At 68.1% G+C, this 21,582-nt stretch carries 20 protein-coding genes; 18 read left to right on the top strand and 2 right to left on the bottom strand.

The window, feature by feature from the left end:
* The first annotated feature begins 20 nt into the window (after positions 1-20).
* The 4 genes from AR539_RS08500 (at position 21) to AR539_RS08515 (ending at position 3,966) form a co-directional block, all read left to right on the top strand.
* Positions 21-605 carry a helix-turn-helix domain-containing protein gene (locus AR539_RS08500; protein ID WP_066434817.1) on the top strand — a complete coding sequence of 195 codons (585 nt, stop codon included), beginning with the start codon at positions 21-23 and terminating at the stop codon, positions 603-605.
* A gap of 335 nt (positions 606-940) precedes the next feature.
* Entirely contained in the window at positions 941-2,644 is a 1,704-nt protein-coding gene (locus AR539_RS08505) for an HNH endonuclease signature motif containing protein (RefSeq protein WP_082699253.1), read from the top strand.
* 229 nt (positions 2,645-2,873) lie between these two features.
* Positions 2,874-3,521 carry an adenylate kinase gene (locus AR539_RS08510; protein ID WP_231728548.1) on the top strand — a complete coding sequence of 216 codons (648 nt, stop codon included), beginning with the start codon at positions 2,874-2,876 and terminating at the stop codon, positions 3,519-3,521.
* Between the two features lie 46 nt (positions 3,522-3,567).
* Positions 3,568-3,966 (top strand): hypothetical protein, encoded by a 399-nt coding sequence (locus tag AR539_RS08515; protein WP_082699325.1) that lies wholly within the window; start codon positions 3,568-3,570, stop codon positions 3,964-3,966.
* 14 nt (positions 3,967-3,980) lie between these two features.
* Here the strand turns inward: AR539_RS08515 and AR539_RS08520 are convergent, their stop codons facing one another.
* Positions 3,981-4,757, bottom strand: coding sequence for a DUF937 domain-containing protein (locus AR539_RS08520; RefSeq protein ID WP_066434820.1), 777 nt, complete (start codon positions 4,755-4,757; stop codon positions 3,981-3,983).
* A gap of 236 nt (positions 4,758-4,993) precedes the next feature.
* On the opposite strand from AR539_RS08520, the gene AR539_RS08525 reads away from it, so the two are divergent.
* From AR539_RS08525 to AR539_RS08550, 6 genes are all read left to right on the top strand, one after another.
* Positions 4,994-6,013: a bifunctional riboflavin kinase/FAD synthetase gene (locus AR539_RS08525; protein WP_066434822.1), complete on the top strand. Its 1,020-nt coding sequence runs from the start codon at positions 4,994-4,996 to the stop codon at positions 6,011-6,013.
* A gap of 72 nt (positions 6,014-6,085) precedes the next feature.
* On the top strand, positions 6,086-6,940 hold the full coding sequence (gene kynA, locus AR539_RS08530) for a tryptophan 2,3-dioxygenase (RefSeq protein WP_066434824.1): 855 nt from the start codon (positions 6,086-6,088) through the stop codon (positions 6,938-6,940).
* A 35-nt stretch (positions 6,941-6,975) separates the two neighbouring features.
* On the top strand, positions 6,976-8,235 hold the full coding sequence (gene kynU, locus AR539_RS08535) for a kynureninase (protein ID WP_066436354.1): 1,260 nt from the start codon (positions 6,976-6,978) through the stop codon (positions 8,233-8,235).
* Between the two features lie 201 nt (positions 8,236-8,436).
* A complete protein-coding gene (gene rpsO / locus AR539_RS08540) occupies positions 8,437-8,706 on the top strand; it encodes a 30S ribosomal protein S15 (protein WP_066434825.1) in 270 nt (89 codons plus the stop codon).
* Between the two features lie 246 nt (positions 8,707-8,952).
* Positions 8,953-11,193, top strand: a complete 2,241-nt coding sequence (locus AR539_RS08545; protein ID WP_066436358.1) for a polyribonucleotide nucleotidyltransferase — start codon at positions 8,953-8,955, stop codon at positions 11,191-11,193.
* Positions 11,194-11,302: 109 nt separating this feature from the next.
* Positions 11,303-12,646 carry a M16 family metallopeptidase gene (locus AR539_RS08550; protein ID WP_066434827.1) on the top strand — a complete coding sequence of 448 codons (1,344 nt, stop codon included), beginning with the start codon at positions 11,303-11,305 and terminating at the stop codon, positions 12,644-12,646.
* 82 nt (positions 12,647-12,728) lie between these two features.
* Here AR539_RS08550 and AR539_RS08555 read toward each other — a convergent pair whose 3' ends face one another.
* Positions 12,729-13,214, bottom strand: a complete 486-nt coding sequence (locus AR539_RS08555) for a hypothetical protein (protein WP_066434832.1) — start codon at positions 13,212-13,214, stop codon at positions 12,729-12,731.
* A gap of 246 nt (positions 13,215-13,460) precedes the next feature.
* Between AR539_RS08555 and AR539_RS08560 the strand changes: the two genes are divergently transcribed.
* From AR539_RS08560 to AR539_RS08595, 8 genes are all read left to right on the top strand, one after another.
* Positions 13,461-14,657 (top strand): substrate-binding domain-containing protein, encoded by a 1,197-nt coding sequence (locus tag AR539_RS08560; protein WP_066434834.1) that lies wholly within the window; start codon positions 13,461-13,463, stop codon positions 14,655-14,657.
* A gap of 80 nt (positions 14,658-14,737) precedes the next feature.
* The gene (locus AR539_RS08565; protein WP_066434840.1) at positions 14,738-15,502 is read left to right on the top strand and encodes an ABC transporter ATP-binding protein; all 765 of its coding nucleotides are present in this window, start codon (positions 14,738-14,740) and stop codon (positions 15,500-15,502) included.
* Positions 15,499-16,254 carry an ABC transporter ATP-binding protein gene (locus AR539_RS08570; RefSeq protein WP_066434844.1) on the top strand — a complete coding sequence of 252 codons (756 nt, stop codon included), beginning with the start codon at positions 15,499-15,501 and terminating at the stop codon, positions 16,252-16,254. The genes AR539_RS08565 and AR539_RS08570 overlap by 4 nt, the downstream gene beginning before the upstream one ends.
* Positions 16,251-17,126 (top strand): branched-chain amino acid ABC transporter permease, encoded by an 876-nt coding sequence (locus AR539_RS08575; RefSeq protein ID WP_066434847.1) that lies wholly within the window; start codon positions 16,251-16,253, stop codon positions 17,124-17,126. The genes AR539_RS08570 and AR539_RS08575 overlap by 4 nt, the downstream gene beginning before the upstream one ends.
* Positions 17,123-18,352, top strand: a complete 1,230-nt coding sequence (locus AR539_RS08580) for a branched-chain amino acid ABC transporter permease (protein WP_066434854.1) — start codon at positions 17,123-17,125, stop codon at positions 18,350-18,352. The genes AR539_RS08575 and AR539_RS08580 overlap by 4 nt, the downstream gene beginning before the upstream one ends.
* On the top strand, positions 18,349-19,983 hold the full coding sequence (locus AR539_RS08585; protein ID WP_066434858.1) for an AMP-binding protein: 1,635 nt from the start codon (positions 18,349-18,351) through the stop codon (positions 19,981-19,983). Before AR539_RS08580 ends, AR539_RS08585 begins: the two co-directional genes overlap by 4 nt.
* Positions 19,980-20,657, top strand: a complete 678-nt coding sequence (locus AR539_RS08590; RefSeq protein ID WP_066434861.1) for a TetR/AcrR family transcriptional regulator — start codon at positions 19,980-19,982, stop codon at positions 20,655-20,657. Before AR539_RS08585 ends, AR539_RS08590 begins: the two co-directional genes overlap by 4 nt.
* Positions 20,654-21,574, top strand: coding sequence for an alpha/beta hydrolase (locus AR539_RS08595; protein WP_082699254.1), 921 nt, complete (start codon positions 20,654-20,656; stop codon positions 21,572-21,574). The genes AR539_RS08590 and AR539_RS08595 overlap by 4 nt, the downstream gene beginning before the upstream one ends.
* Positions 21,575-21,582 lie beyond the last annotated feature (8 nt).

Raw genomic sequence — 21,582 nt, forward strand, 5'->3', positions numbered from 1 at the left:
CACTATGGCAAAGTGGGGGCATGGCACAAGAACTTGATGATGTTCTCGGAGCGGTCGGGCCACGGCTTCGGGCCCTCCGCGCGGAACGGAACCTCACCCTCGGAGATGTGGCCGGCGCATCCGGAGTGTCCGTCAGCACCCTGTCCCGCCTCGAATCCGGCCAGCGCAGACCCAACCTCGAGCTCCTGCTGCCATTGGCGAGGCTGTACGGTGTTCCCCTCGATGACCTGGTGGGCGCACCGCCCACCGGAGATCCGAGGATCCACCTCCAGCCCATCACCCACGCGGGCATGACGGCTGTTCCCCTCACGCGCCGCCCGGGCGGTCTGCAGGCCTTCAAAATGGTGCTTGCCGGCAACGCCCGGGGCGCAGAGCCGGACCCGCGCGTCCACGAAGGCTACGAGTGGCTCTACATCCTCAACGGGCGGCTGCGTCTGGTGCTGGGCGATAAGGACTTTGAACTCCGCCCGGGCGAAGCTGCGGAATTCGACACCCGCACCCCGCACTGGTTTGCCAGCGCCGACGGCAGTCCGGTCGAATTCATCAGTCTGTTCGGGCAGCAGGGCGAACGGATGCACGTACGGGCACGGCCTAAGCACTCATAGCTCCGCGGGCAGGCCTGGCCGCCGTAAGGCCCGTCCAGCACCTCGCGCAGAACACCTGAACGGGCGCCGGGCCTGCCGGGTTACCCGATCATTTGCCTGCGGACGGGTTCCTCGCCGGCCCCAGAGTTATCCACATACGGGCCTTAGCCGAGGCTACTCACGCCTTGAATGGGGAATCATTGAATTAGCCCCCCGGGGCTGTCTGGAAGCAGATCTCTTGCGGGGGCGCAGTGATGGCAACGTCTCATGCGCCCGCACTCTCCGCAGGAAACTGCCCAATCCCCGTCCGGGGAGTCCCCGTCCCAGAAGCCACAGCCATCAGGAAGATTTTGGCTATGAAGGTCAGCGAAGTTGTCACCCCCGTGCAGGCTTCCCGGCCCGACGCCGTGATTCTTTCCGGCCTTCCCCGGCTCAATTCAGCCACACATCAACCCGAGGACGTGGTCCGCGCTGTTGAGGAGGCGCTCGCGCTGCTGCGCTCGTCGATCGAGACGGCCGTGAATGGGACGGAACGGCTGGGGCTGGTTGAAGCCGCGGACTTCGCCGGCCACGTAGAGGACCTGTCGCGAACTGTGGACTACCTTCAACTGGCGGCCGCCGCGGCAGTCGACAAGACTCGGAGCCGGGCAGCAGCCGGGCCAAGGGCTGCCATTGCGACTCCCGGTGGCGAAGCGCCGGCTGGGTGGCTAACGGGCTGGAACACCGATTCGACCGTTCCGGCTCATTCTCCGTCGGACCCCATCTGGAATGAGCCTGGCAGCGCTGGTGCTTCACCGGCCTGGGTGGACGACGGATACCGGAACACCGCCGATTTCCTCAGGGCGCGGCTGCGAATCAGCAGCGCGGAAGCCCGACGCCGCCTGGCCCTGGCCGCGGCCGTCTTGCCGCGAAGGGGAATAACGGGCCAGCCCTTGCCGGCTGCCAAGGAAGAACTCGCAGCTGCAGTCGCCGCCGGAGAGGTCGCTTCAAAGGCGGCGACCATTATTACCCTTTCCCTGGACCGAGTCCGCCATACATCGCCACCCGAGGATGCCGCGCGGATGGAGCACAGTCTTACTTGTACGGCGGTTGAGAATGACCAGGACTTCCTGATCAGGATCGCAAAACGCTGGACAGACGCGTTGGACCCTGACGGCGCGGAACCCGGCGAGCAGGAACTGCGCCGTCGGCAGGGTGTCTTCATTCGCCGGCTTCATCGCGGACTGCACCACCTGGAAGTCTTCGCCACGGCTGAGCAAGTCGAGCCTTTGCTTACCGCCATGAACACTGCCGCCAATCCGCGCGCAGGACGTGCGGGCGGCCCCGCCGGCGGGAGATATTCCGACGGGCATGCCGAGACCGACGCTGGAAGCGGGCTACACGAAGATGCTGTCACCGCGGCGGGCGCGGTTGATCCTGCCGGCGGCGTGGAAGACGCTGATGCGGCGCAGCTGGACCGGCGGACCCGGCCGCAGCGGCTCCTCGACGGCCTCGTCGGCGCCTGCGAAGCCGCTCTCGCTGGCGGAAAGCTTCCCGCTGCAGGAGGACTGCGGCCGCAGGTGATGGTCACCATCGACTACGGTGACCTTCTGGAGCGGCTGGAAGGCGCCGATACGAACCTAGGGCCGGCAGGCTCCCACGCCGGGACGCTAATGTTTACGGGCCCGGTTACGGCCAAGACCGTGCGCAGGATTGCGTGCGACGCCGACATCGTCCCCATCGTTCTGGGCGGTAAGGGCAGGATCCTCGACATCGGACGTGCGTCGAGGGTGTTTCCGCCGCACATCCGCAAAGCCATTGCGGCGCGGGACGGGGGCTGTGCGTTTCCGCAGTGCACCATCCCCGCGTCCTGGTGCGAGGCGCACCACATCGACTACTGGTCGCGCGGGGGGAGCACCGGTACCGGCAACGGTGTGCTTCTCTGCTCGCATCACCACCATCTGATCCACAAGGAACAGTGGCGCGTCCAGCTGATGGGCGGCGTCCCATGGTTCATCCCGCCGCCGCACCTCGATCCGCGCCAGTCGCCACGGCGAAACCGCTACTTCCAGTTGGAGTGAGGGTGCCGGCCGGGACTCCGATCAGCCTGGCAGAGCAGGTGCTCGCACCGGGCCCTCCGGCACTCGGCACTCGGCGCACGGGCGCACGGGCGCACCTCGGCACATGGCACCCGGCACTCGGCGCACGGGCAGAGGCGCTAAACCGCGCAGCCGGGACGGGTGGTGCTAGCGTAGCGCCGAGGAACAACAGCGCCGAGCCGTGCCGGCGGCAAGATCCGGGGGACCAACCATGAATTCCACTACGGCAGAAGACAACCGCAAGCCGCACACTGCGACCGCTGCGCCGGGGTCGCCGGGCATCCTCAAATCAATTCCCGCAGCGCCCTCGCGCGTCCTCTTCTACGGCGTGACCGGCAGCGGCAAGTCGTCCGCCGCCCGGGCCTACGCCGAGGCCACCGGGCTGCCTGAGTACTCGGCGGATGATGACATCGGCTGGCTGCCCGGCTGGCAGCAGCGCACCGTCGAGGAGCAGCGGGACCTGGCCGCCGCGATTGCAGCCCAGGACCACTGGGTGCTGGACAGTGCTTACGGTGTCTGGCGGGACGTGGTGGTGCCGCGGGCAGAGCTCGTGATCGGCTTGGACTATCCGCGCTGGCTCTCACTGGCCCGGCTGGTGCGCCGTTCACTGCGGCGGGCCTTGACCCGGGAACCCGTCTGCAACGGCAACCGAGAGACCCTGGCCCGGCTCTTTGTCCAGGACTCGATCATCCGGTGGCATTTCCGGTCGTTCACCCGGAAACGCCATGTGATGCGCAGCCTCCACTCGGACCCGGCAATGCCGCCGGCTATCCTGTTCCGCCATCCCCGCGACCTTGACGCCTGGCTCGCCCGGCTGCCCGCCCGGTCCGCGGGCACCGGGCGGGCCAAAAGCCTCTGACCCGACAGCGGCTGCGGGCGCCTACGCTGGAGCCATGGCCGGACGCATGCCTGCACCCAGGGCCGGACAACCCGCTCCGCGCGGACTGCGGGACGCCGAACGCGCGTCGCTGCTGCGGGCTGTGAAGGCATTCCATACGTTTGCATGGTTCACCATCGAGGCCTGCATGGTCTACGTCCTGTACGCCGGTGCCCGAGGCCGCACCGATAGAAGCGTGGGCATGGCCGCCGGGGTGGTGACCGCCGAGACCCTGGTCTTCGCCGCCAACGGCTTTCACTGCCCGCTGACCGCCGTGGCCAGGGATTTGGGCGACGAGACGGGCTCGGTCACTGACATCTACCTGCCGCGGTGGTTCGCGCGGAACCTGCCCGGCATCCACGTCCCCCTGATCCTTGCCGCTGTGCTGCTGCACTGGCGCAATTACCGGGCTGCGGGCCGGCGCTAGCCGGGGGAGTTCCCCTACTTCTTCCCGAACAAGCCGCCCAGGATTCCGCCGAGCCCGCCGGCGTCCTTCTTCCGCTCTTCCGGCTGGCTGTCCGGAAGGTCGACCTCGATCATTTCGCCCGGGCGCGGGGCGCCGCCGGCGGGCTGGCCCTGCGGGTAGGCCTGGGGCTCCAGCGACGAGTCCCGCCCGGCATCCGGGACAGCTGCGGGCGACGACGGCTGGCCTCCGCCCAGGATCCCGCCCAGCAGGTCGCCGAGTCCGCCCATGCCGCCCGCGCCGCCTGCGGCAGCGCCGCCGCCAAGAATCCCGCCCAGGATTCCGCCGAGGTCAATGCCGCCCGCCTGGCCGGAACCTCCGTCGCCGGCTCCGGACGACTGGCCGCGGCCCCCGAGGACCTTGTTCGCGAGATAGGACATCACAATCGGCGCCAGGATCGGCAGGAGCTTCCTGACCAGATCCCCGCCCACACCACTGAGCTGCGACGTCCCGGCCAACTGGTTCGCCACCTGGTCCTGCTGTCCGCCGAAGACGTGGCTGACGATCTTCTCGCCGTCGGCCGTGTCCACCTGGGATGCGTCCACGCCGCCGTCCAGCAGACCGTCCTGGTGCTGGCCCAGCGCCGACTGCAGCGAGGCGGCGCCGTCGGAGCCCTGGGCATTGTTCTGCATGCCGGCCAGCAACGTGGGAACTGCGGCCTCCACCGCGGCCTGGGCCGTCTGCCGGTCGGTGCCGAGCATGCCGGCGATCTGGTCTACCGGGATTTGCCGCAGGATGTCGTTGAGCTCAGTCATGGGATACTCCTTCAGCCGCAGTCGTTGCGGGCCTCGCTGGACACAGCGCCTGCACTGGCGCCGCCGGTCGGTTGCCATTGCATCGTAGTCCGGGCGCCCGGAACGCGGAAGGACGCTGCCGCCGGGGGAGGGCTGCGCCGTCGGAGGCGGACCGCGAATGCGGGTAATCTAGGAGAGTTCCGGAGCCGGCAGGATTTTCCGGACGCACACCCAGCAGGCAGCAAAAGGCGAGGTTGATGGTCCACATCTGGAACGATCCGTCCGAAGTCCCCGCGGACTTCGGCCCTTCAGTCGTGACCTTCGGCAACTTCGACGGCGTGCACCGCGGCCACCAGCAGGTACTGTCGCAGCTCATCCGCATCGCCCGGCTGAACCACGCCCGCGCCGTCGCCATCACCTTCGACCCGCATCCGGCGCAGGTCCACCGCCCCGAATCCGCCCCGGAACTGATCATGGGGCTGGAAGACAAACTGGTGGCGCTCGGCGAGCTGGGGCTCGACGCCGTCCTGGTGATGAAGTACTCCCTGGAACTGGCCAGCCTCACCCCCGAAGAATTCGTCGCCGACATCCTGGTCGGCAGCCTCAAGGCAAGCCACGTGGTGATCGGCCACGACGCGCGGTTCGGCCGCGGGAACTCCGGCGACCTGGACACCATGCAGGAGCTCGGCAGGAAGCTCGGCTTCGAGGTGCTGGTCATCAGTGAATTCGGCTCCGAAGGATTCCCGCTGCACGGGGACCTGCACGGTGACCAGCACGGGAACCAGCACGACGGCGGCAGCAAAGACCGCCGCTGCTCCTCCACCTGGGTGCGCGAGGCCCTGCGCGAGGGCGACGTCGCCACCGCCGCCGCCGTCCTGGGCAGGCCGCACCGGATGCGCGGCGAAGTGGTCCACGGCGCCGCGCGCGGACGCGACCTCGGCTTCCCCACCGCCAACCTCGCCTCAGACTCGACCGGCTACATCCCCGCCGACGGCATCTACGCCGGCTGGCTGGTGGACCAGGCCGGCACGCGCTGGCCCGCCGCCATCTCCGTCGGCTCCAACCCTACGTTCGACGGCGTCAGCCGGCAGGTGGAAGCGCACGTGATCGACCGCCCGGAAGAGGCCGTCGAGGATTTCGATCTGTACGGCCAGACAGTGGTGGTCGAATTCGTTGCCCGGCTGCGGGGGATGGTGGCATACCGTGGCCCTGAGGCCCTGGTGGACCAGATGCGCCTCGACGTGGTCCAGGCCCACAACATCCTGTTCGCGCGCTGAACCGCACCTGCGGTCCTGCATCGGCATGCTACGCAGGGATTCACAGCAATTTGGCAAGGAAGGCACAGAGTCGTGACCATTGAGAAAAACACGCGGGAGCTGGACAAAGAAATTGTCCGGGACTTCAGCTCGAGGATGAGCTACGCGTCCTACCTGCAGCTGCCGACGCTCCTCAGCGCGCAGCAGCCGGTCAGCGAACCGGAACACCACGACGAGATGCTGTTCATCATCCAGCACCAGACCACGGAGCTGTGGCTCAAGCTGGTCCTGCACGAGCTCCGCAGCGCCGCGGCCTGGCTCCGCGCCGATGACCTCGGCTCGGCGCTGAAGGCGATCGCCAGGGTCAAGCACATCCAGAAAACGCTCACCGAGCAGTGGTCCGTGCTGGCCACCCTCACACCCACCGAGTACTCGCAGTTCCGCGGCTTCCTGGGCAACTCCTCCGGATTCCAGTCCAGCCAGTACCGCGCGGTGGAATTTCTCCTCGGCAACAAGAACCGCAAAATGCTCCCGGTCTTCGAATCCGACCCCGAGGCCCACGCGATGCTGACCGAACTCCTCGAATCCCCGAGCATCTACGACGACTTCCTCGCCTACCTCAAGCGCCAGGGCTTCGACGTGCCCGCGTCGGTGCTGGAGCGGGACGTTACCCAGGCGCACGAATTCAGCGCCGGGCTGGTGCCGGTCTTCAAGTACATCTACGAGAACGCCGCGGACAACTGGGGCGCCTATGAGGCCTGCGAGGAACTGGTGGACCTGGAGGACAACTTCCAGCTCTGGCGGTTCCGGCACCTGCGCACGGTCCAGCGCACCATCGGCATGAAATCCGGCACCGGCGGCTCCAGCGGCGCCGCCTTCCTGCAGAAAGCCCTCGAACTGACGTTCTTCCCGGAGCTCTTCGCCGTCCGGACGGAGATCGGCCAGTGAGCGCCCTGCAGCCGGAGACGGCCGGAACCCCTGCCGTGTCGGGAAACCCGGCCCGGGCCGCCGGCGACACCACGGACCTCCTCCAGCGCGCCCGGGACCTGGACGCCGCCGATCCGCTGGCAGCCTACCGGGAGCACTTCGTCGGTACGGACACGGACCTGTCCTACCTGGACGGCAACTCCCTGGGCCGCCCGCTCAAGCGCACCGTCACCGACATCAGCAGCTTCATCCAGGACAGCTGGGGCGGCCGGCTGATCCGCGGCTGGGATGAGGAATGGCTGGAACTCCCGCAGGCCATCGGCGACCAGTTGGGGCGGGCAGTCCTGGGCGCTCCTCCCGGACAGACCATCATCGCCGACTCCACCACGGTGGTGCTCTACAAGCTGATCCGGGCCGCGCTGGCCGCCGTCGCGGACCCCGCCCGCACCGAAATCGTGCTGGACACGGAAAATTTCCCCACCGACCGCTACCTGGTTGAGGGCATCGCCCGCGAAGAGGGCCTCACGCTGCGCTGGATCGACGCCGACCCCGCCTCCGGCGTCACCGTCCAGCAGGTGCGCGACGCCACCGGCCCGGCCACCGCCGTCGTGGTCCTGAGCCAGATCGCCTACCGCTCCGGGTTCCTCGCGGACCTGCCGGGCATCACCGCCGCCGTGCACGACGCCGGCGCGCTGGTGGTGTGGGACCTCTGCCACTCCGCCGGTTCGGTGGAGATCGCCCTGGACGACGCCGGCGTCGACTTTGCCGCCGGCTGCACCTACAAATACCTCAACGGGGGACCGGGCTCGCCTGCGTTCGCCTACGTCAACGCCCGGCACCTGCCCGGGCTCCAGCAGCCCATCTGGGGCTGGATGGGACGCAAGGACGCCTTTGAAATGGGGCCCGGCTACCAGGCCGCCGCGGGCATCCGCGGGTTCCTCAGCGGCACCCCTGCCATTTTCGGGATGCTGGCCATGCGCGGCACCCTGGACCTGATCGAGGAGGCGGGCATGGCCGCCGTCCGGGAGAAATCGCGCCTGCTGACCGCGTTCGCCGTCGACCTCTACGATGCCTGGCTCGCCCCGGCGGGAGTGGAGCTCTCCACGCCGCGGGATCCGGAATTGCGCGGCAGCCACATCACGGTGAACCACCCGGCCTTCCGCGAAATGACGAAGGTGCTCTGGGAACAGGACATCATTCCGGATTTCCGGGCGCCGCACGGCATCCGGATCGGGCTGTCGCCGCTCAGCACGTCCTTCGCCGAGCTCTACCAGGGCGTTGCGGCGATCCGCGGGCAGCTGCCCGGTTCCGCGTAGGCCGCCGCCGCACGCGCGGGCAGGCCGGTTTAGACAAGTCCGGCGGCGTGCCGGTAAACTGGACGGTGGATCCGGCTGCAGTCCGTGGCGGCTGGTTCCTGTTGTGTTCGGGACGCTTTCCTTGCGGGGAGATTTCCGGGTACAGCACCCCCGGCGGTGAATTACTGTTTCGGGCCTCACGGCACATCTCTAGGAGTTATTGTGGCACTTGAAGCCGCTGTAAAGCAGTCCATCATGAAGGAATACGCAACGTCCGAGGGCGACACCGGTTCGCCGGAGGTCCAGGTTGCGGTCCTGACTCAGCGGATCAAGGATCTCACTGAGCACATGAAGGAGCACAAGCACGATTACCACACCCAGCGCGGTCTGCTGGCCATGGTTGGTCGTCGCAAGCGTATGCTCACCTACCTCAAGAACACTGACATCAACCGCTACCGTGCGCTCATCGAGCGCCTCGGCCTGCGCCGCTAGTCAGCTTTAGGGGCGGCCCTTTCCATCACGGAGAGGGCCGCTTTCTTCAAACAAAAACTCAACAGGAGGATCAACCGCATCACGCATTCGCGGTCCTCGGTAGTGATCCCCGGGAACGGCTTCCACGACGGAAGCCCCGGCCCGTGGGTCTCGATCGATGACCGGGTGCAGTGCAGGCCAGTAGACAGATGCTGGACTGGGTTGATGCGGCTGGACTCCGTGAATCATGAAACGGAGGTGACTCTCTTGGAGGGTCCCGAAATCCAGTTCTCAGAAGCAGTCATTGACAATGGCCGCTTCGGCAAGCGTGTAATCCGCTTCGAAACCGGCCGCCTTGCCAAGCAGGCAGCCGGCGCAGCCATGGTCTACATCGACGAAGAGACCGCGCTGCTGTCCGCCACCACCGCGGGCAAGCACCCGCGCGAAGGCTTCGACTTCTTCCCGCTGACGGTCGACGTCGAAGAGCGCATGTACGCTGCCGGCCGCATCCCGGGCTCGTTCTTCCGCCGCGAAGGCCGCCCGTCCACGGAAGCCATCCTGGCCTGCCGCCTCATGGACCGTCCGCTGCGCCCCGCGTTCGTCAAGGGCCTCCGCAACGAGGTCCAGATCGTCGTCACCGTGCTGTCCATCAACCCGGACGAGCTCTACGACGTCGTCGCGATCAACGCGTCCTCGATGTCCACCCAGCTCTCCGGCCTGCCCTTCTCCGGCCCGATCGGCGGCGTCCGCGTTGCCCTCATCGCCGACGAGAACGGATCGCAGTGGGTTGCGTTCCCGAAGCACTCCCAGCTGGAGAACGCCGTCTTCAACATGGTGGTTGCCGGCCGCATCGCGGGCGACGACGTTGCCATCATGATGGTTGAAGCCGAAGCCACCGACAACTCCTGGAACCTCATCAAGGAACAGGGCGCCACCGCCCCCACCGAAGAGGTCGTCTCCGAGGGCCTCGAGGCTGCCAAGCCGTTCATCAAGGCTCTTTGCGAGGCACAGTCCGACCTGGCAGCCCGCGCCGCCAAGCCGACCGTCGAGTTCCCGGTCTTCCTGGACTACCAGGACGACGTCTTCGCCGCTGTGGAGTCCGCTGCCGCCGAGAAGCTGACCGCCGTCTTCCAGATCGCCGACAAGCAGGAGCGCGACACCGCCTCCGATGAGCTCAAGGACGAGGTCGTCTCCTCCCTGGCCGGCCAGTTCGAGGGCCGCGAAAAGGAACTCTCCGCAGCCTTCCGCTCCGTCACCAAGCAGGTTGTGCGCCAGCGCATCCTCAAGGACCAGATCCGCATCGACGGCCGCAGCCTGACGGACATCCGCCAGCTCACCGCCGAGGTCGAGGTCCTGCCCCGCGTGCACGGTTCGGCCATCTTCGAGCGCGGCGAGACCCAGATCATGGGTGTCACCACGCTGAACATGCTCAAGATGGAACAGCAGATCGACTCGCTGTCTCCCGTCACGCGCAAGCGGTACATGCACAACTACAACTTCCCGCCGTACTCCACCGGCGAGACCGGCCGCGTCGGTTCCCCGAAGCGCCGCGAAATCGGCCACGGTGCCCTGGCAGAGCGCGCCATCATGCCGGTGCTGCCCTCCCGCGAGGAATTCCCCTACGCCATCCGCCAGGTGTCTGAGGCGCTCAGCTCCAACGGTTCGACGTCGATGGGTTCCGTCTGCGCCTCCACGCTGTCCCTGTTCAACGCAGGTGTGCCGCTGAAGGCCGCTGTTGCCGGTATCGCCATGGGCCTGGTCTCCGACCAGGTTGACGGCCAGACCCGCTACGCCGCCCTGACCGATATCCTCGGCGCCGAAGATGCCTTCGGTGACATGGACTTCAAGGTTGCCGGTACCTCCGAGTTCGTCACGGCCATCCAGCTGGACACCAAGCTCGACGGCATCCCGGCCTCCGTCCTGGCCGCCGCCCTGAAGCAGGCCCGCGAAGCCCGCCTGCACATCCTTGAGGTCCTGAACTCCGCCATCGACACCCCGGACGAGCTCTCCGAGTTCGCTCCGCGCGTCATCGCGGTCAAGATCCCCGTGGACAAGATCGGCGAGGTCATCGGCCCGAAGGGCAAGATGATCAACCAGATCCAGGAAGACACCGGAGCCGACATCTCGATCGAGGACGACGGAACTGTCTACATCGGCGCCACCAACGGCCCGTCTGCCGACGCAGCACGGTCCGCGATCAACGCCATCGCCAACCCGCAGGTCCCGGAAATTGGTGAGCGCTACCTGGGCACGGTCGTCAAGACCACCACCTTCGGTGCGTTCGTCTCCCTGACCCCGGGCAAGGACGGCCTGCTGCACATCTCCGAGCTGCGCAAGATCGCCGGCGGCAAGCGCGTGGACAACGTCGAGGACGTCGTCTCCGTCGGCCAGAAGATCCAGGTGGAAATCACCAAGATCGACGACCGCGGCAAGCTCTCCCTGTCTCCCGTTGTGGCTGACGAGGCCGGGGCTGGCGACGCTGAGGTCTCCGCGGAGTCCGCAGAGTAGTCTTTCCTGACCCAAGCAGAGGGGCCGGTGGATCATCCACCGGCCCCTCTGCCGTTAAAGGCAGGTAGGATTGCAGGCAGATTTGGCGCGCGTTTACCGAAAGGCCTCGATGACAGTCGTCCCCCTGCCGCTTGAGCAGAACCAGCACGCAGACACCCTGATCCACGGAGCAGACGGGGGATCCGAGGTCCGCCGCTCGGTCCTTCCCGGCGGCGTACGCGTGCTCACCGAGGCGATGCCGGGCCAGCGCTCGGCCACCATCGGCTTCTGGGTGGGCGTCGGCTCCCGGGACGAGGCCCCCGGGCAGCACGGCTCCACCCACTTCCTGGAGCACCTGCTGTTCAAAGGCACCACGCGGCGCACCGCCCTGGAGATCGCCTCGGCCTTCGATGAGGTGGGCGGGGAATCCAACGCCGCCACGGCCAAGGAAAGCACCTGCTACTTCGCCCGCGTGCTGGACACCGACCTGCCGATGGCGATCGACGTCATTGCGGACATGATCACCGGCGCCGTGCTGGACCCGCAGGAGATGGAGCAGGAACGCGACGTCATCCTCGAGGAGATCGCGATGGACAGCGACGACCCCACGGACGTCGCCCACGAACACTTCGTCGCCGCGGTGCTGGGCACCCACCCGCTGGGCCGCCCGATCGGCGGCACCCCGGACGCGATCCGGGCCGTCGCCCGCGACTCGGTCTGGGACCACTACCGCCGCTACTACCGCCCGGACGAGCTGGTCATCACCGCCGCCGGGGGACTGGACCACGACGTCGTCTGCCAGCTGGTGGTCGATGCGCTGCACTCCGCAGGCTGGAGCCTGGAACCCGACGCCGCCCCGGTGCAGCGCCGCTCCACCGACCGCGCCGACATCACCGGCACCGCAGGCCTGCACGTGGTCAAGCGCCCGGTGGAACAGGCCAACATCATCATGGGCTGCCCCACGATCGTCGCCACCGACGACCGGCGCTTCGTGATGAGCGTCCTCAACGCCGTGCTGGGCGGCGGCATGTCCTCCCGGCTCTTCCAGGAAGTCCGGGAGAAGCGCGGCCTGGTCTACTCGACCTACTCCTTCGCCTCCTCCTACGCCGACGCCGGCTACTTCGGCATGTACGCCGGCTGCACGCCGTCGAAGGTCCGGCAGGTCCTTGAACTGCTCGGCGCCGAGCTCGACAAGCTGGCCGAGGGCGGCATCTCCGACGAGGAGCTCCGCAAAGCCGTCGGGCAGCTCTGCGGCGGCATCGTGCTGGCCCTGGAGGACACGGGCTCCCGGATGTCCCGGCTGGGCCGGGCCGAGCTGGTCTCCGGCGAGTACCAGGACATCGACGAGACCCTGCGCCAGATCCAGGCCGTCACCGCGGCCGAGGTCCAGGAACTGGCCCGCGAGCTCGCGGCCGCGCCGCGGACCGTCACCGTGGTGGGACCCTTCGAGGAAACCGAGACCTTCGGCCTCTGACCCGCACGCTCCCTCAGCACCGGCGCAGAAACTGCTGACCGTCCATCAGCTCCGGTGGGGAAACTGCCGAGCCTCCCGCAGATCAGGCGGCGACGGGCGCAGGCTCGGGCACGCGGCGGCACACCGTCGTCATGAACGGGCTGAACTCGCTCGCGCTGCCCAGCCGCAGCCCGGCGGCATGGGTGAGCTGGCCGTCGTCGACCCTTAGGGTGTGGCGCGCGGTGCCGCGGTCGCTGCGCCGTTCGATGGTCAGTGTGCCGTCGAGCCAGCTTGCGCGGGCAGGCGCCTCCGGCGGCAGCCCCATGCTGTTGACGTGGTACCAGAGCGTGTCGGGACGGTCGGGGTCCATGGTGAAAACGCCCACGCCCTCGGTCTTGGTACCGTCGGCATCGGTGTGGCGGTAGCTCATGGTCACCGCCAGGCCGGCGGCGGCACGGGTGAAAACGACCTCGGACGCGGCGCTCCGGGCCGGACCCCAGGCGGTGGCTTCCCACTGGGTGGTTCCGCTCCAGTGCCCCAGAAACAATTCAAGGGCTTCATGTGCGCTGCCGGGCAGCGGTCGATCCATGCTTCCTCCGGGTGGGCTTCCCTCAGTCTGGTCCCGCCACCATCATCACGCCGTGTCCAGCGGCTGTAAAGGAGCACCGCAGGGTGCGCTCATTATCCCGTTGCCAAAACGTTGCAGGGCCGGGCCTGGAATCCGTTGACACTTCGTGGGTTGCACCATAGATTTGCCGTAATCTGAATCACCTTTCAGGTTCAGCGCAGTTCCCGTTCGATCTCATGCACAGATTCCATTCAAGAAAGGCATCCCGTGAAGGATACAAAGAAGTTCCTGATGGCCGCCGTGATGGCCACCGGGCTCGCCCTCAGCGCCTGTGCCCCCACTCCGGGCAGCGCGGCGCCGGCCGGCTCGGGCAGCGCAGCCGCCGCCGAACCGGTCAACGTAGGCATCATCTACTCCAAGACCGGACCCCTGGCCGCCTACGGCGCCACGTACTACGAGGGCCTCCAGGCGGGCATCGACCACGCCACCGGCGGCACCGGCGAAGTCAACGGTGCCAAGATCAACCTCACCTACGCTGACGACGGCGGTGACCCGGACAAGGCCGTGACGGCCGCCAAGGACATGATCGGCAAGGGCTACAAGATCATCGGCGGCACCGTTTCTTCCGGCATCGCGCTCAAGCTCGCCGAGCAGGCTGCCCAGAACAAGGTGGTGTACATCTCCGGGCCCGCTGCCACCGATGCCATCCAGGGCATCAACAAGTACACCTTCCGCTCGGGCCGCCAGAGCCTGCAGGACGTCGCCACCGCGGGCTCGTTCATCGACACCAACGGCAAGAAGGTGGTGGTCTTCGCGCAGGACAACGCTTTCGGCCAGGGCAACGTCGCAGCCGTCAAGGCCGTCCTCGGCGCCAAGGGCGCCACCGTGGAGTCGGTCCTCGTTCCGGAAGGACAGGAACTCACCCCGTTCGCCCGCCAGCTCATCGACGCGAAGCCGGATATGGTTTTTGCCGCCTGGGCCGGGGCAACGTCCGGGACCATGTGGCAGACCCTGAGCCAGCAGGGCGTTTTCGACGCCGCCCCCGTGGTCACCGGGCTTGGCGACGCCTCCACCTTTGGGGCCTACGGCGAGGCGACCGCCAAGATCAGCTTCCTGAACCACTACTTCCCCGGAGCCGCGGGCAATGAGGTCGAGAAGACGATGATCTCCGCGGTGGAGAAGGCCGGAGCCAAGGCGGACCTCTTTACGCCCGACGGATTCGTGGCCGGCCAGATGATCGTCCAGGCCATCAAGGAAGGCGGCTCCGACGCCGACTCCATGGTCAAGGCCCTGGAGGGCTTCAGCTTCGACGGGCCCAAGGGCAAGACCACCGTCCGGGCCTCGGACCACGCCCTGATCCAGGACATGTACCAGGCGAAGCTGGTCCAGAACGGCGGCAGCTGGACCCCCGAGCTCGTCACTGTTGTGCCGGGTGACACCGTCGCCCCGCCGGAGAAGAAATAACCCGACGCGGCGCTGTGTCGGGCCCCACCGCACAGCGCCGCGCTCCTCGACACGACTCCAGCCAGACACAAAGGATCCGCATGAATTCCCCAGCCCTGCCCGCCCTCGCGGTGGACGGCCTCGGCCTGCAGATCGGCGGTGCCCGTATCCTGCAGGATGTGGGCTTCACGGTCGGCGCCGGCGAAATGGTCGGTGTCATCGGCCCCAACGGGGCCGGCAAGACCACCCTGTTCAACCTGATTTCCGGTGTTCTGCGGCCGACGGCGGGCAGCATCGCCCTGAACGGCAGGGACATCACCTCGGAGCCGGTCCACCGCCGTGCCAAGGCAGGGCTGGGGCGGACCTTCCAGACCTCCAACCTGTTTCCCCGGCTCAGCGTGCTGGAAAACGTCCGGCTGGCCGCCCAGGCCAAACTTGGCGGCAGTTTCAGCATCCTGCGTTTCCCGTCAGCCTCCGATGAGGCCACCCGCATCGCCCGCGGCACCATCGACGAGGTCGGCCTCACCGGCCAGCTCACGACGGCGGCCGGGGACCTCTCGCATGGCGAAAAACGCAAGGTGGAGATCGCCGTGCTCCTGGCGACGGATCCCGCCGTCGTCCTCCTGGACGAGCCGATGGCCGGGGTGGCGTCGGGGGACGTCCCGTCCCTCAGTGCGATCATCCGCGGGATGCACCGGGACCGCGGCTGCACCGTGATGATGGTGGAGCACCACATGGATGTGGTCCTGGGCCTCGTGGACCGGGTGGCTGTGATGCACCACGGCAGCCTGCTGGCCCTGGACAGCCCGGAGGCCGTGATGTCGGATCCCACCGTACAAAGTGCCTACCTTGGAGAGCCCGTATGACCGCCGCCGCGGAACCCCGTCCCATCCTCCGGATTGAGCGGCTCAACGCCCATATCGCCGGCCAACAAGTGGTGGAGGACGTCTCCTTCACCGTCCCCGCCGCAGGCATTACCGCACTGCTGGGCCGCAACGGTGTTGGAAAGACCAGCACCATCAAAGCCATCATCGGACTGATCGACCGCACCGGAGCCGTGGAGCTTGACGGCGTGCGGATCGAGAAAGAGTCGACGTACAAGATCATCCGCAGCGGTGTTGGGTATGTGCCGGAAGACCGTGAGGTGTTCTCCAAGCTCACCGTGGCGGAGAACCTCCGGCTCGCCGAGCGCGACGACGCCCCGCGCCGCCAGCTGGTGGAGGAGCTCTTCCCGGACCTGGTGGCCCGGTCGGGTCAGATGGCCGGCACCCTCTCCGGCGGCCAGCAGCAGATGGTCTCGCTGGCGCGCGCGCTGCTGAACACGAACAAGATCCTGCTCGTCGACGAGCCCACCAAGGGCCTGGCCCCGAAAATCGTCGCCGAGGTGGCCGAAACCCTCGCCGAGGCCGCCAAGACCGTTCCTATCCTTCTGGTCGAGCAAAATCTGCACGTCGTACGCCAGCTCGCCGAGGGCGCTGTGGTTCTCTCCGGGGGCCGTGTGGTCCACACCGGCGACGCCCTGGAATTCCTCGACGACGCCGAGCTGACCCAGCGACTGCTGGGCGTCTCCGCTGACCCGCTGGCTGAGAAATCAGCCGGGAAAGGCGCCGCCCTGTGAGTACCGTTGTCCTGCTCCTCTTCACCGGCCTGGGCCTTGGCGCCCTCTACTTCCTGGTGGCCGCCGGGCTGTCCCTGATCTACGGGCTCATGGGCGTGCTCAACTTCGCCCACGGCGCCTTCCTGACCCTCGGTGCCTTCGCCGGCTGGGAAGTCGCCCGCCGCACCGGCTCCGACGACTGGGGGATCTTCCTGCTCTCCCTGCTGGTCGGAGCGGCCGCGGGCGCCGCGTTCGCGGCCTTCACTGAATTCGTGCTTATTCGCCGGCTGTACCAGCGGCACATCGAGCAGCTCCTGATCACACTGGGCCTGTCACTGGCCGCCGTGGCCCTGTTCGACGGCATCTGGGGCACCGATCCCGTTTTCATCCAGGGACCCGCCTGGTTCAAGGACACCACCGAGATCTTCGGGGCCCGGGTTCCCAACGACCGGTTCGTCTGCATTATCGCGGCCGTCCTGGTGCTGCTCGCCATGGTGTTCTTCCTGAAGAACACGCGCTACGGCATGATTATCCGGGCCGGCGTTGAAAACCGCTCCATGGTGACTGCCCTCGGCATCGACGTCCGGAAAGCTTTCACGCTCGTGTTCACGATCGGCGGTGCCGCCGCCGGCCTGGGCGGGGTCCTTGCCTCGCACTACTTCGGCTACGTCTCGCCCATGCTGGGCGGCTCGCTGCTGATTTTCGCCTTCATCGTCACCGTGATCGGCGGGCTGGGCTCGCTGACCGGCGCGGCCATTGCCGCCGTCGCGGTTGCGGTCCTCCAGCAGTTCGCCAACTTCTACCTCGGCGGCACCGGCGACTTTGTCGTCGTGCTGGCCTTGGCGCTGGTGCTGCTGTTCCGTCCCTCCGGCCTGCTCGGGAGAACCTCATGACCACCGATACCGATGCCTCCGGCGTCAACAGTGCCGGCACAGGGGCCAGCCAAGGCACCAGCACCCCCGGCAGCCCCGCGGGACTGCGCCAGACGGCAGGTGACGGCCGTTCCGCTCCACCGGCCGGGCCCCGCCTGACCCGCCGGAGGATCCTCGGAGCCGCTGCCGGGCTCGCCGGTGTGGTGCTGCTGGTCCTGCTGCCGCTGTTGAACCTGTCCCTGCCGGGCGTACTGCCCGGACCGACGTACACGCCGGGGTCCCTGCAGCTGCTGGCCATGTGCATGCTGATGGCCGCCGCGGCCCTGACCTACCACCTGCTGCTGGGCGTCGCCGGGCTCCTCTCCTTCGGCCATGCCCTGTACTTCGGCGCCGGCGTGTACGGGCTGGCGATCATCCTCCAGAACCTGGACATCCCGCTGCTGCCGGCCATGGGCCTGACCCTGCTCGTTGTGATCGTGCTGGCCCACGTGGTGGGCAGCATCAGCCTCCGGGTCAGCGGCATCCCCTTCGCCATGGTGACCCTCGCCTTTGCCCAGGCCGGTTCGGTCATCGTGGGACGCAACCCCGACGGCACCACGGGCGGAGACGAGGGCCTGTCACTGCGCACCGAAAACCTGCCCGACTTCCTGGTGGGGGTGGTCAACACCCGCAATCTCTACTGGCTGGCCCTGGCCGTGCTGGTTGCCGTGTTTGTTGTGGTTACTTGGGTGCAGTCCTCGCGCGCCGGCCATGCGGCCGCCGCGGTCCGGGAGAACGAACTGCGGGTCCGCGTCCTGGGCCTGCAGCCGTACCTTGTGAAGCTGCTGATCTTTGTGGTGTCGGCCGTCCTGGTCAGCATCATCGGCATGGTGTTCCTGCTCCTCCAAAGCGGTGCCGTGCCGCGGGCCATCTCCGCGGACCTGACCATCACCCTGCTGGTGATGGTGGTCCTGGGCGGCGTCGGCTCCCGCTGGGGCGCCGTCATCGGCGGGGTTTTCTACACCATCCTGGACCAGCGCCTCACGACGCTGGCGAACTCCGACGCCATCGACACGCTCCCGGACATCCTCCGAATCCCGCTGTCTGAGCCCCTGTTCATCCTGGGCACCCTATTTATCCTCGTAGTGCTGTTCCTGCCCGGCGGCCTGACGGGCGCCGCGCAGCGGCTGGCCGAACGGCGGAACCGCCGCAGCGGCACCCGGCACAGCACCGCGGCCTCCCGGGAGATCCTGGAGGAATCGGCATGAGCGCCGCCGCCGGCCTCCACGGGGCGGACGGTCTGCACACGCTGGGCCGCTGGACCGCCGACCGCAGCCTCGCCGCGCCGCACCGGACCGCCGTCGACGACCGCGGCTGCACCCTCAGCTACGGCGAGCTCGAACGCCGGGCCGCAGCACTCGCCGCAGGCTTCACAGCCGCCGGCTACGTGAACGGGGACCGGGTGGCCACCCTGACAGGCAACAGCTCGGACCACGTGGTGGTGTTCTTCGCGTGCGCCAAGGCCGGGCTGGTCCTGGTCCCGCTGTCCTGGCGGCTCTCGCCGAAGGAGCTCGCCGGTCAGCTGGAGGTCGCCGACCCGCAGCTCCTCCTCGTCGAGGATGAGCTGGATTTGCTCGCCGCCGGGGCGTGTGCCCTCCTGCCGCGCCGGCCGCGGACCGCCGCGCTGGGTCCCGGCGACATTGAGAAGTCCGTGCCGCCGCCGCTCCGGACCCGGCAGATGTCCGATCCGCCCGGCGGGACACCTGGTCTTCGGCGGGAAGTGCACGACGACGATCCCCTCCTGATGATCTTCACCTCCGGCATGGAAGGGGCCAGCAAGGCCGCGGTGCTGACGCACGCCAACTGCTTCTGGACCAATCTTTCGCTCTCCCGGACGATGGATCTGGGCAGCACCGACGTCGTACTGGCGGTGCTGCCGCAGTTCCACGTCGGCGGCTGGAACATCCAGCCCCTGCTGGCCTGGTGGACCGGCGCCACCGTGGTACTGGAGCGCGGCTTCGAACCCGGCCGGGTGCTGCAGCTGATCGCGGAGCGAAAGGTCACCATGCTCATGGGTGTCCCCACCCAGTACCTGATGCTGGCGGAACACCCCGATTTCGCCACCGCGGAGCTGGGGAGCCTCCGCCACGCCGTGGTGGGCGGGGCGCCCATGCCGGCACCGCTGCTGCGGATCTGGCACCGCAGGGGAGTAGCGCTGAGCCAGGGCTACGGCCTCACCGAGGCGTCACCCAACGTCCTCTGCCTGGCCAACGAGGACGCCGCCCGGATGGTCGGCTACTCAGGCAAACCGTACCCGCACGTCGAAGTCGCCGTGGCGGACCCGGTGACCGGGGAAGTCCTCGACGGCGCCGCGGCCGGGGAACTGCTGGTGGCAGGCCCGGGCGTCTTCGCCGGCTACTTCCGCGACCCGGCCGCCACCGCCGCAGTCCTCTCCGGGGGCTGGCTGCACACCGGGGACCTGGTGGAACGCGACGCTGACGGGTACATCAAAGTGGTGGACCGGCTGAAGGACATCTACATTTCCGGTGGAGAAAACGTCGCTCCGGCTGAGGTGGAGGCCGCCCTGCTGGCCCATCCGGCGGTGGCGCAGGCCGCCGTCGTCGGGGTGGCTGACGATCGGTGGGGCGAAACCGGCGTCGCCTTCGTGGTGATCCGTCCCGGCATGGCCACGGACGAACAGGAACTCCTTGAACACTGCGGGGCACAGCTGGCGCGGTTCAAGGTGCCCCGCCGGATTGAGACCGTCGGAGCGCTGCCGCGCACGGCGCTGAACAAGGTGCTGCGCTCCCGCCTGCGGGATAAGCTCGACGGAAGCACCCGGGCAGGATATCCCGGCCACACGGCAGCTGCCGTGCCCGCGGACGGGAGCCCGGCATGAGCGCCGTGCCCCGCACCGCCCGGGGGACCCGGACCCGGGCGAAGCTGCTGCAGGCGGCGGAGACCGTGTTCGCCTCGGTGGGCTACCACGAGGCCTCGATTGTGAAGATCACGGAGGCGGCCGGCGTCGGGCTCGGCACCTTCTACCTCTATTTCGACAGCAAACAGGCCATCTTCGACGAGGTCGTCGAGGACCTGAACCGGCGGGTCCGGCACGCTATGACGGACGCCGCCCGGGCCGCCGGGACCCGGCTGGAGGCCGAACGCGCCGGGTTCCGGGCCTTCTTCAAATTCACGGCGGAACACCCGGCGCTTTACCGGATCATCCGGCAGGCCGAGTTCGTCTCGCCCGGCGCGCTGCGGCTGCACTACACCCGGATCGTCAACGGCTACATTGAGGGCCTTAAAGCCGCGCAGCTCAGCGGCGAGGTCCGGGAGATGGATCCCACCGTGGCGGCCTGGGCCCTGATGGGCATCGGCGAGCTGATCGGCATGCGCTGGGTGTTGTGGGATGAAGAGGGCGCGGATCCCGCCCCCGGCGCCCGCCCGGACGTTCCGGAGGAAGTCTTTGAGGAGATGATGCAGTTCATTGAACGCGGGCTCGCCCCCGGCCCCGCTCCGGGAGTCGGCCGCGATTCCAGCCCCACCCAGACCCAGGAAGGGAACGCCCCGTGAACCAGCCCGCCCAGATACAGCCAGCCGGCCACGCCACCTACCGCACCACCGAGGTCCCGGTCCGTGGCGGGACCCTGCACACTGCCCTCTGGGGACCGGATGACGCGTCCGCCCCCACCATCCTCGCGGTGCACGGGGTGACGGCATCCCACAAGGCCTGGCCCAAACTGGCAGAGGCCCTTCCGGACGTCCGGATCATCGCACCGGACTTGCGGGGCCGTGGGCGCAGCAACGCGCTGCCTGCCCCGTACGGGATGCCTTCCCATGCCGAGGACCTCTCAGCAGTGCTTGCCGCGCTGAGCACGGGGCCGGTGGTGGTGGTGGGCCATTCCATGGGCGCCTTCGTGTCGGTGGTGCTCGCCAACCAATACCCGGAGCGCGTGCGGTCCCTGGTGCTGGTCGACGGCGGCCTTCCGCTGCAGGTGCCGGAGGAACTGAGCGATGACCAGATCGTTGCTGCCGTGCTGGGGCCTGCGGCCGAACGGCTGAACGCCACGTTCCCGAGCCGGGAGGCGTACCGCAGGTACTGGAAGCAGCACCCGGCCTTCAGCGCGGACTGGAGCCCGGCTGTGGAGGAGTACGTCGACTACGACCTCACCGGTGAGGAGCCCGTGCTCCGGCCCGCCACCCGGTTCCAGGCGATGGCGGACGACACCGCCGAACTGCGCCGCGGCCCCTCGCTCCTGAAGGCGCTGGACGAACTGGCGGTGCAGACCGTGGTGCTGCGAGCGCCGCGGGGGCTGCTGGACGAACCCGCCGGCCTGTATGCGCCCGGCTACCTGGACGCCTGGGCGGAAAAGCTTCCGGCCTTGGAAGTCCGCGAGGTGCCGGACGTCAACCACTACACGATCATCATGGGCGAAGCCGGCGCCGCCGCCGTCGCTGACGCCGTGCGGGAGGCGCTGGCCGCAGGATGACGGCCGGG

The organism is Arthrobacter sp. EPSL27, assembly GCF_001512305.1.
In the GTDB taxonomy this organism is placed as follows: Bacteria; Actinomycetota; Actinomycetes; order Actinomycetales; family Micrococcaceae; genus Arthrobacter.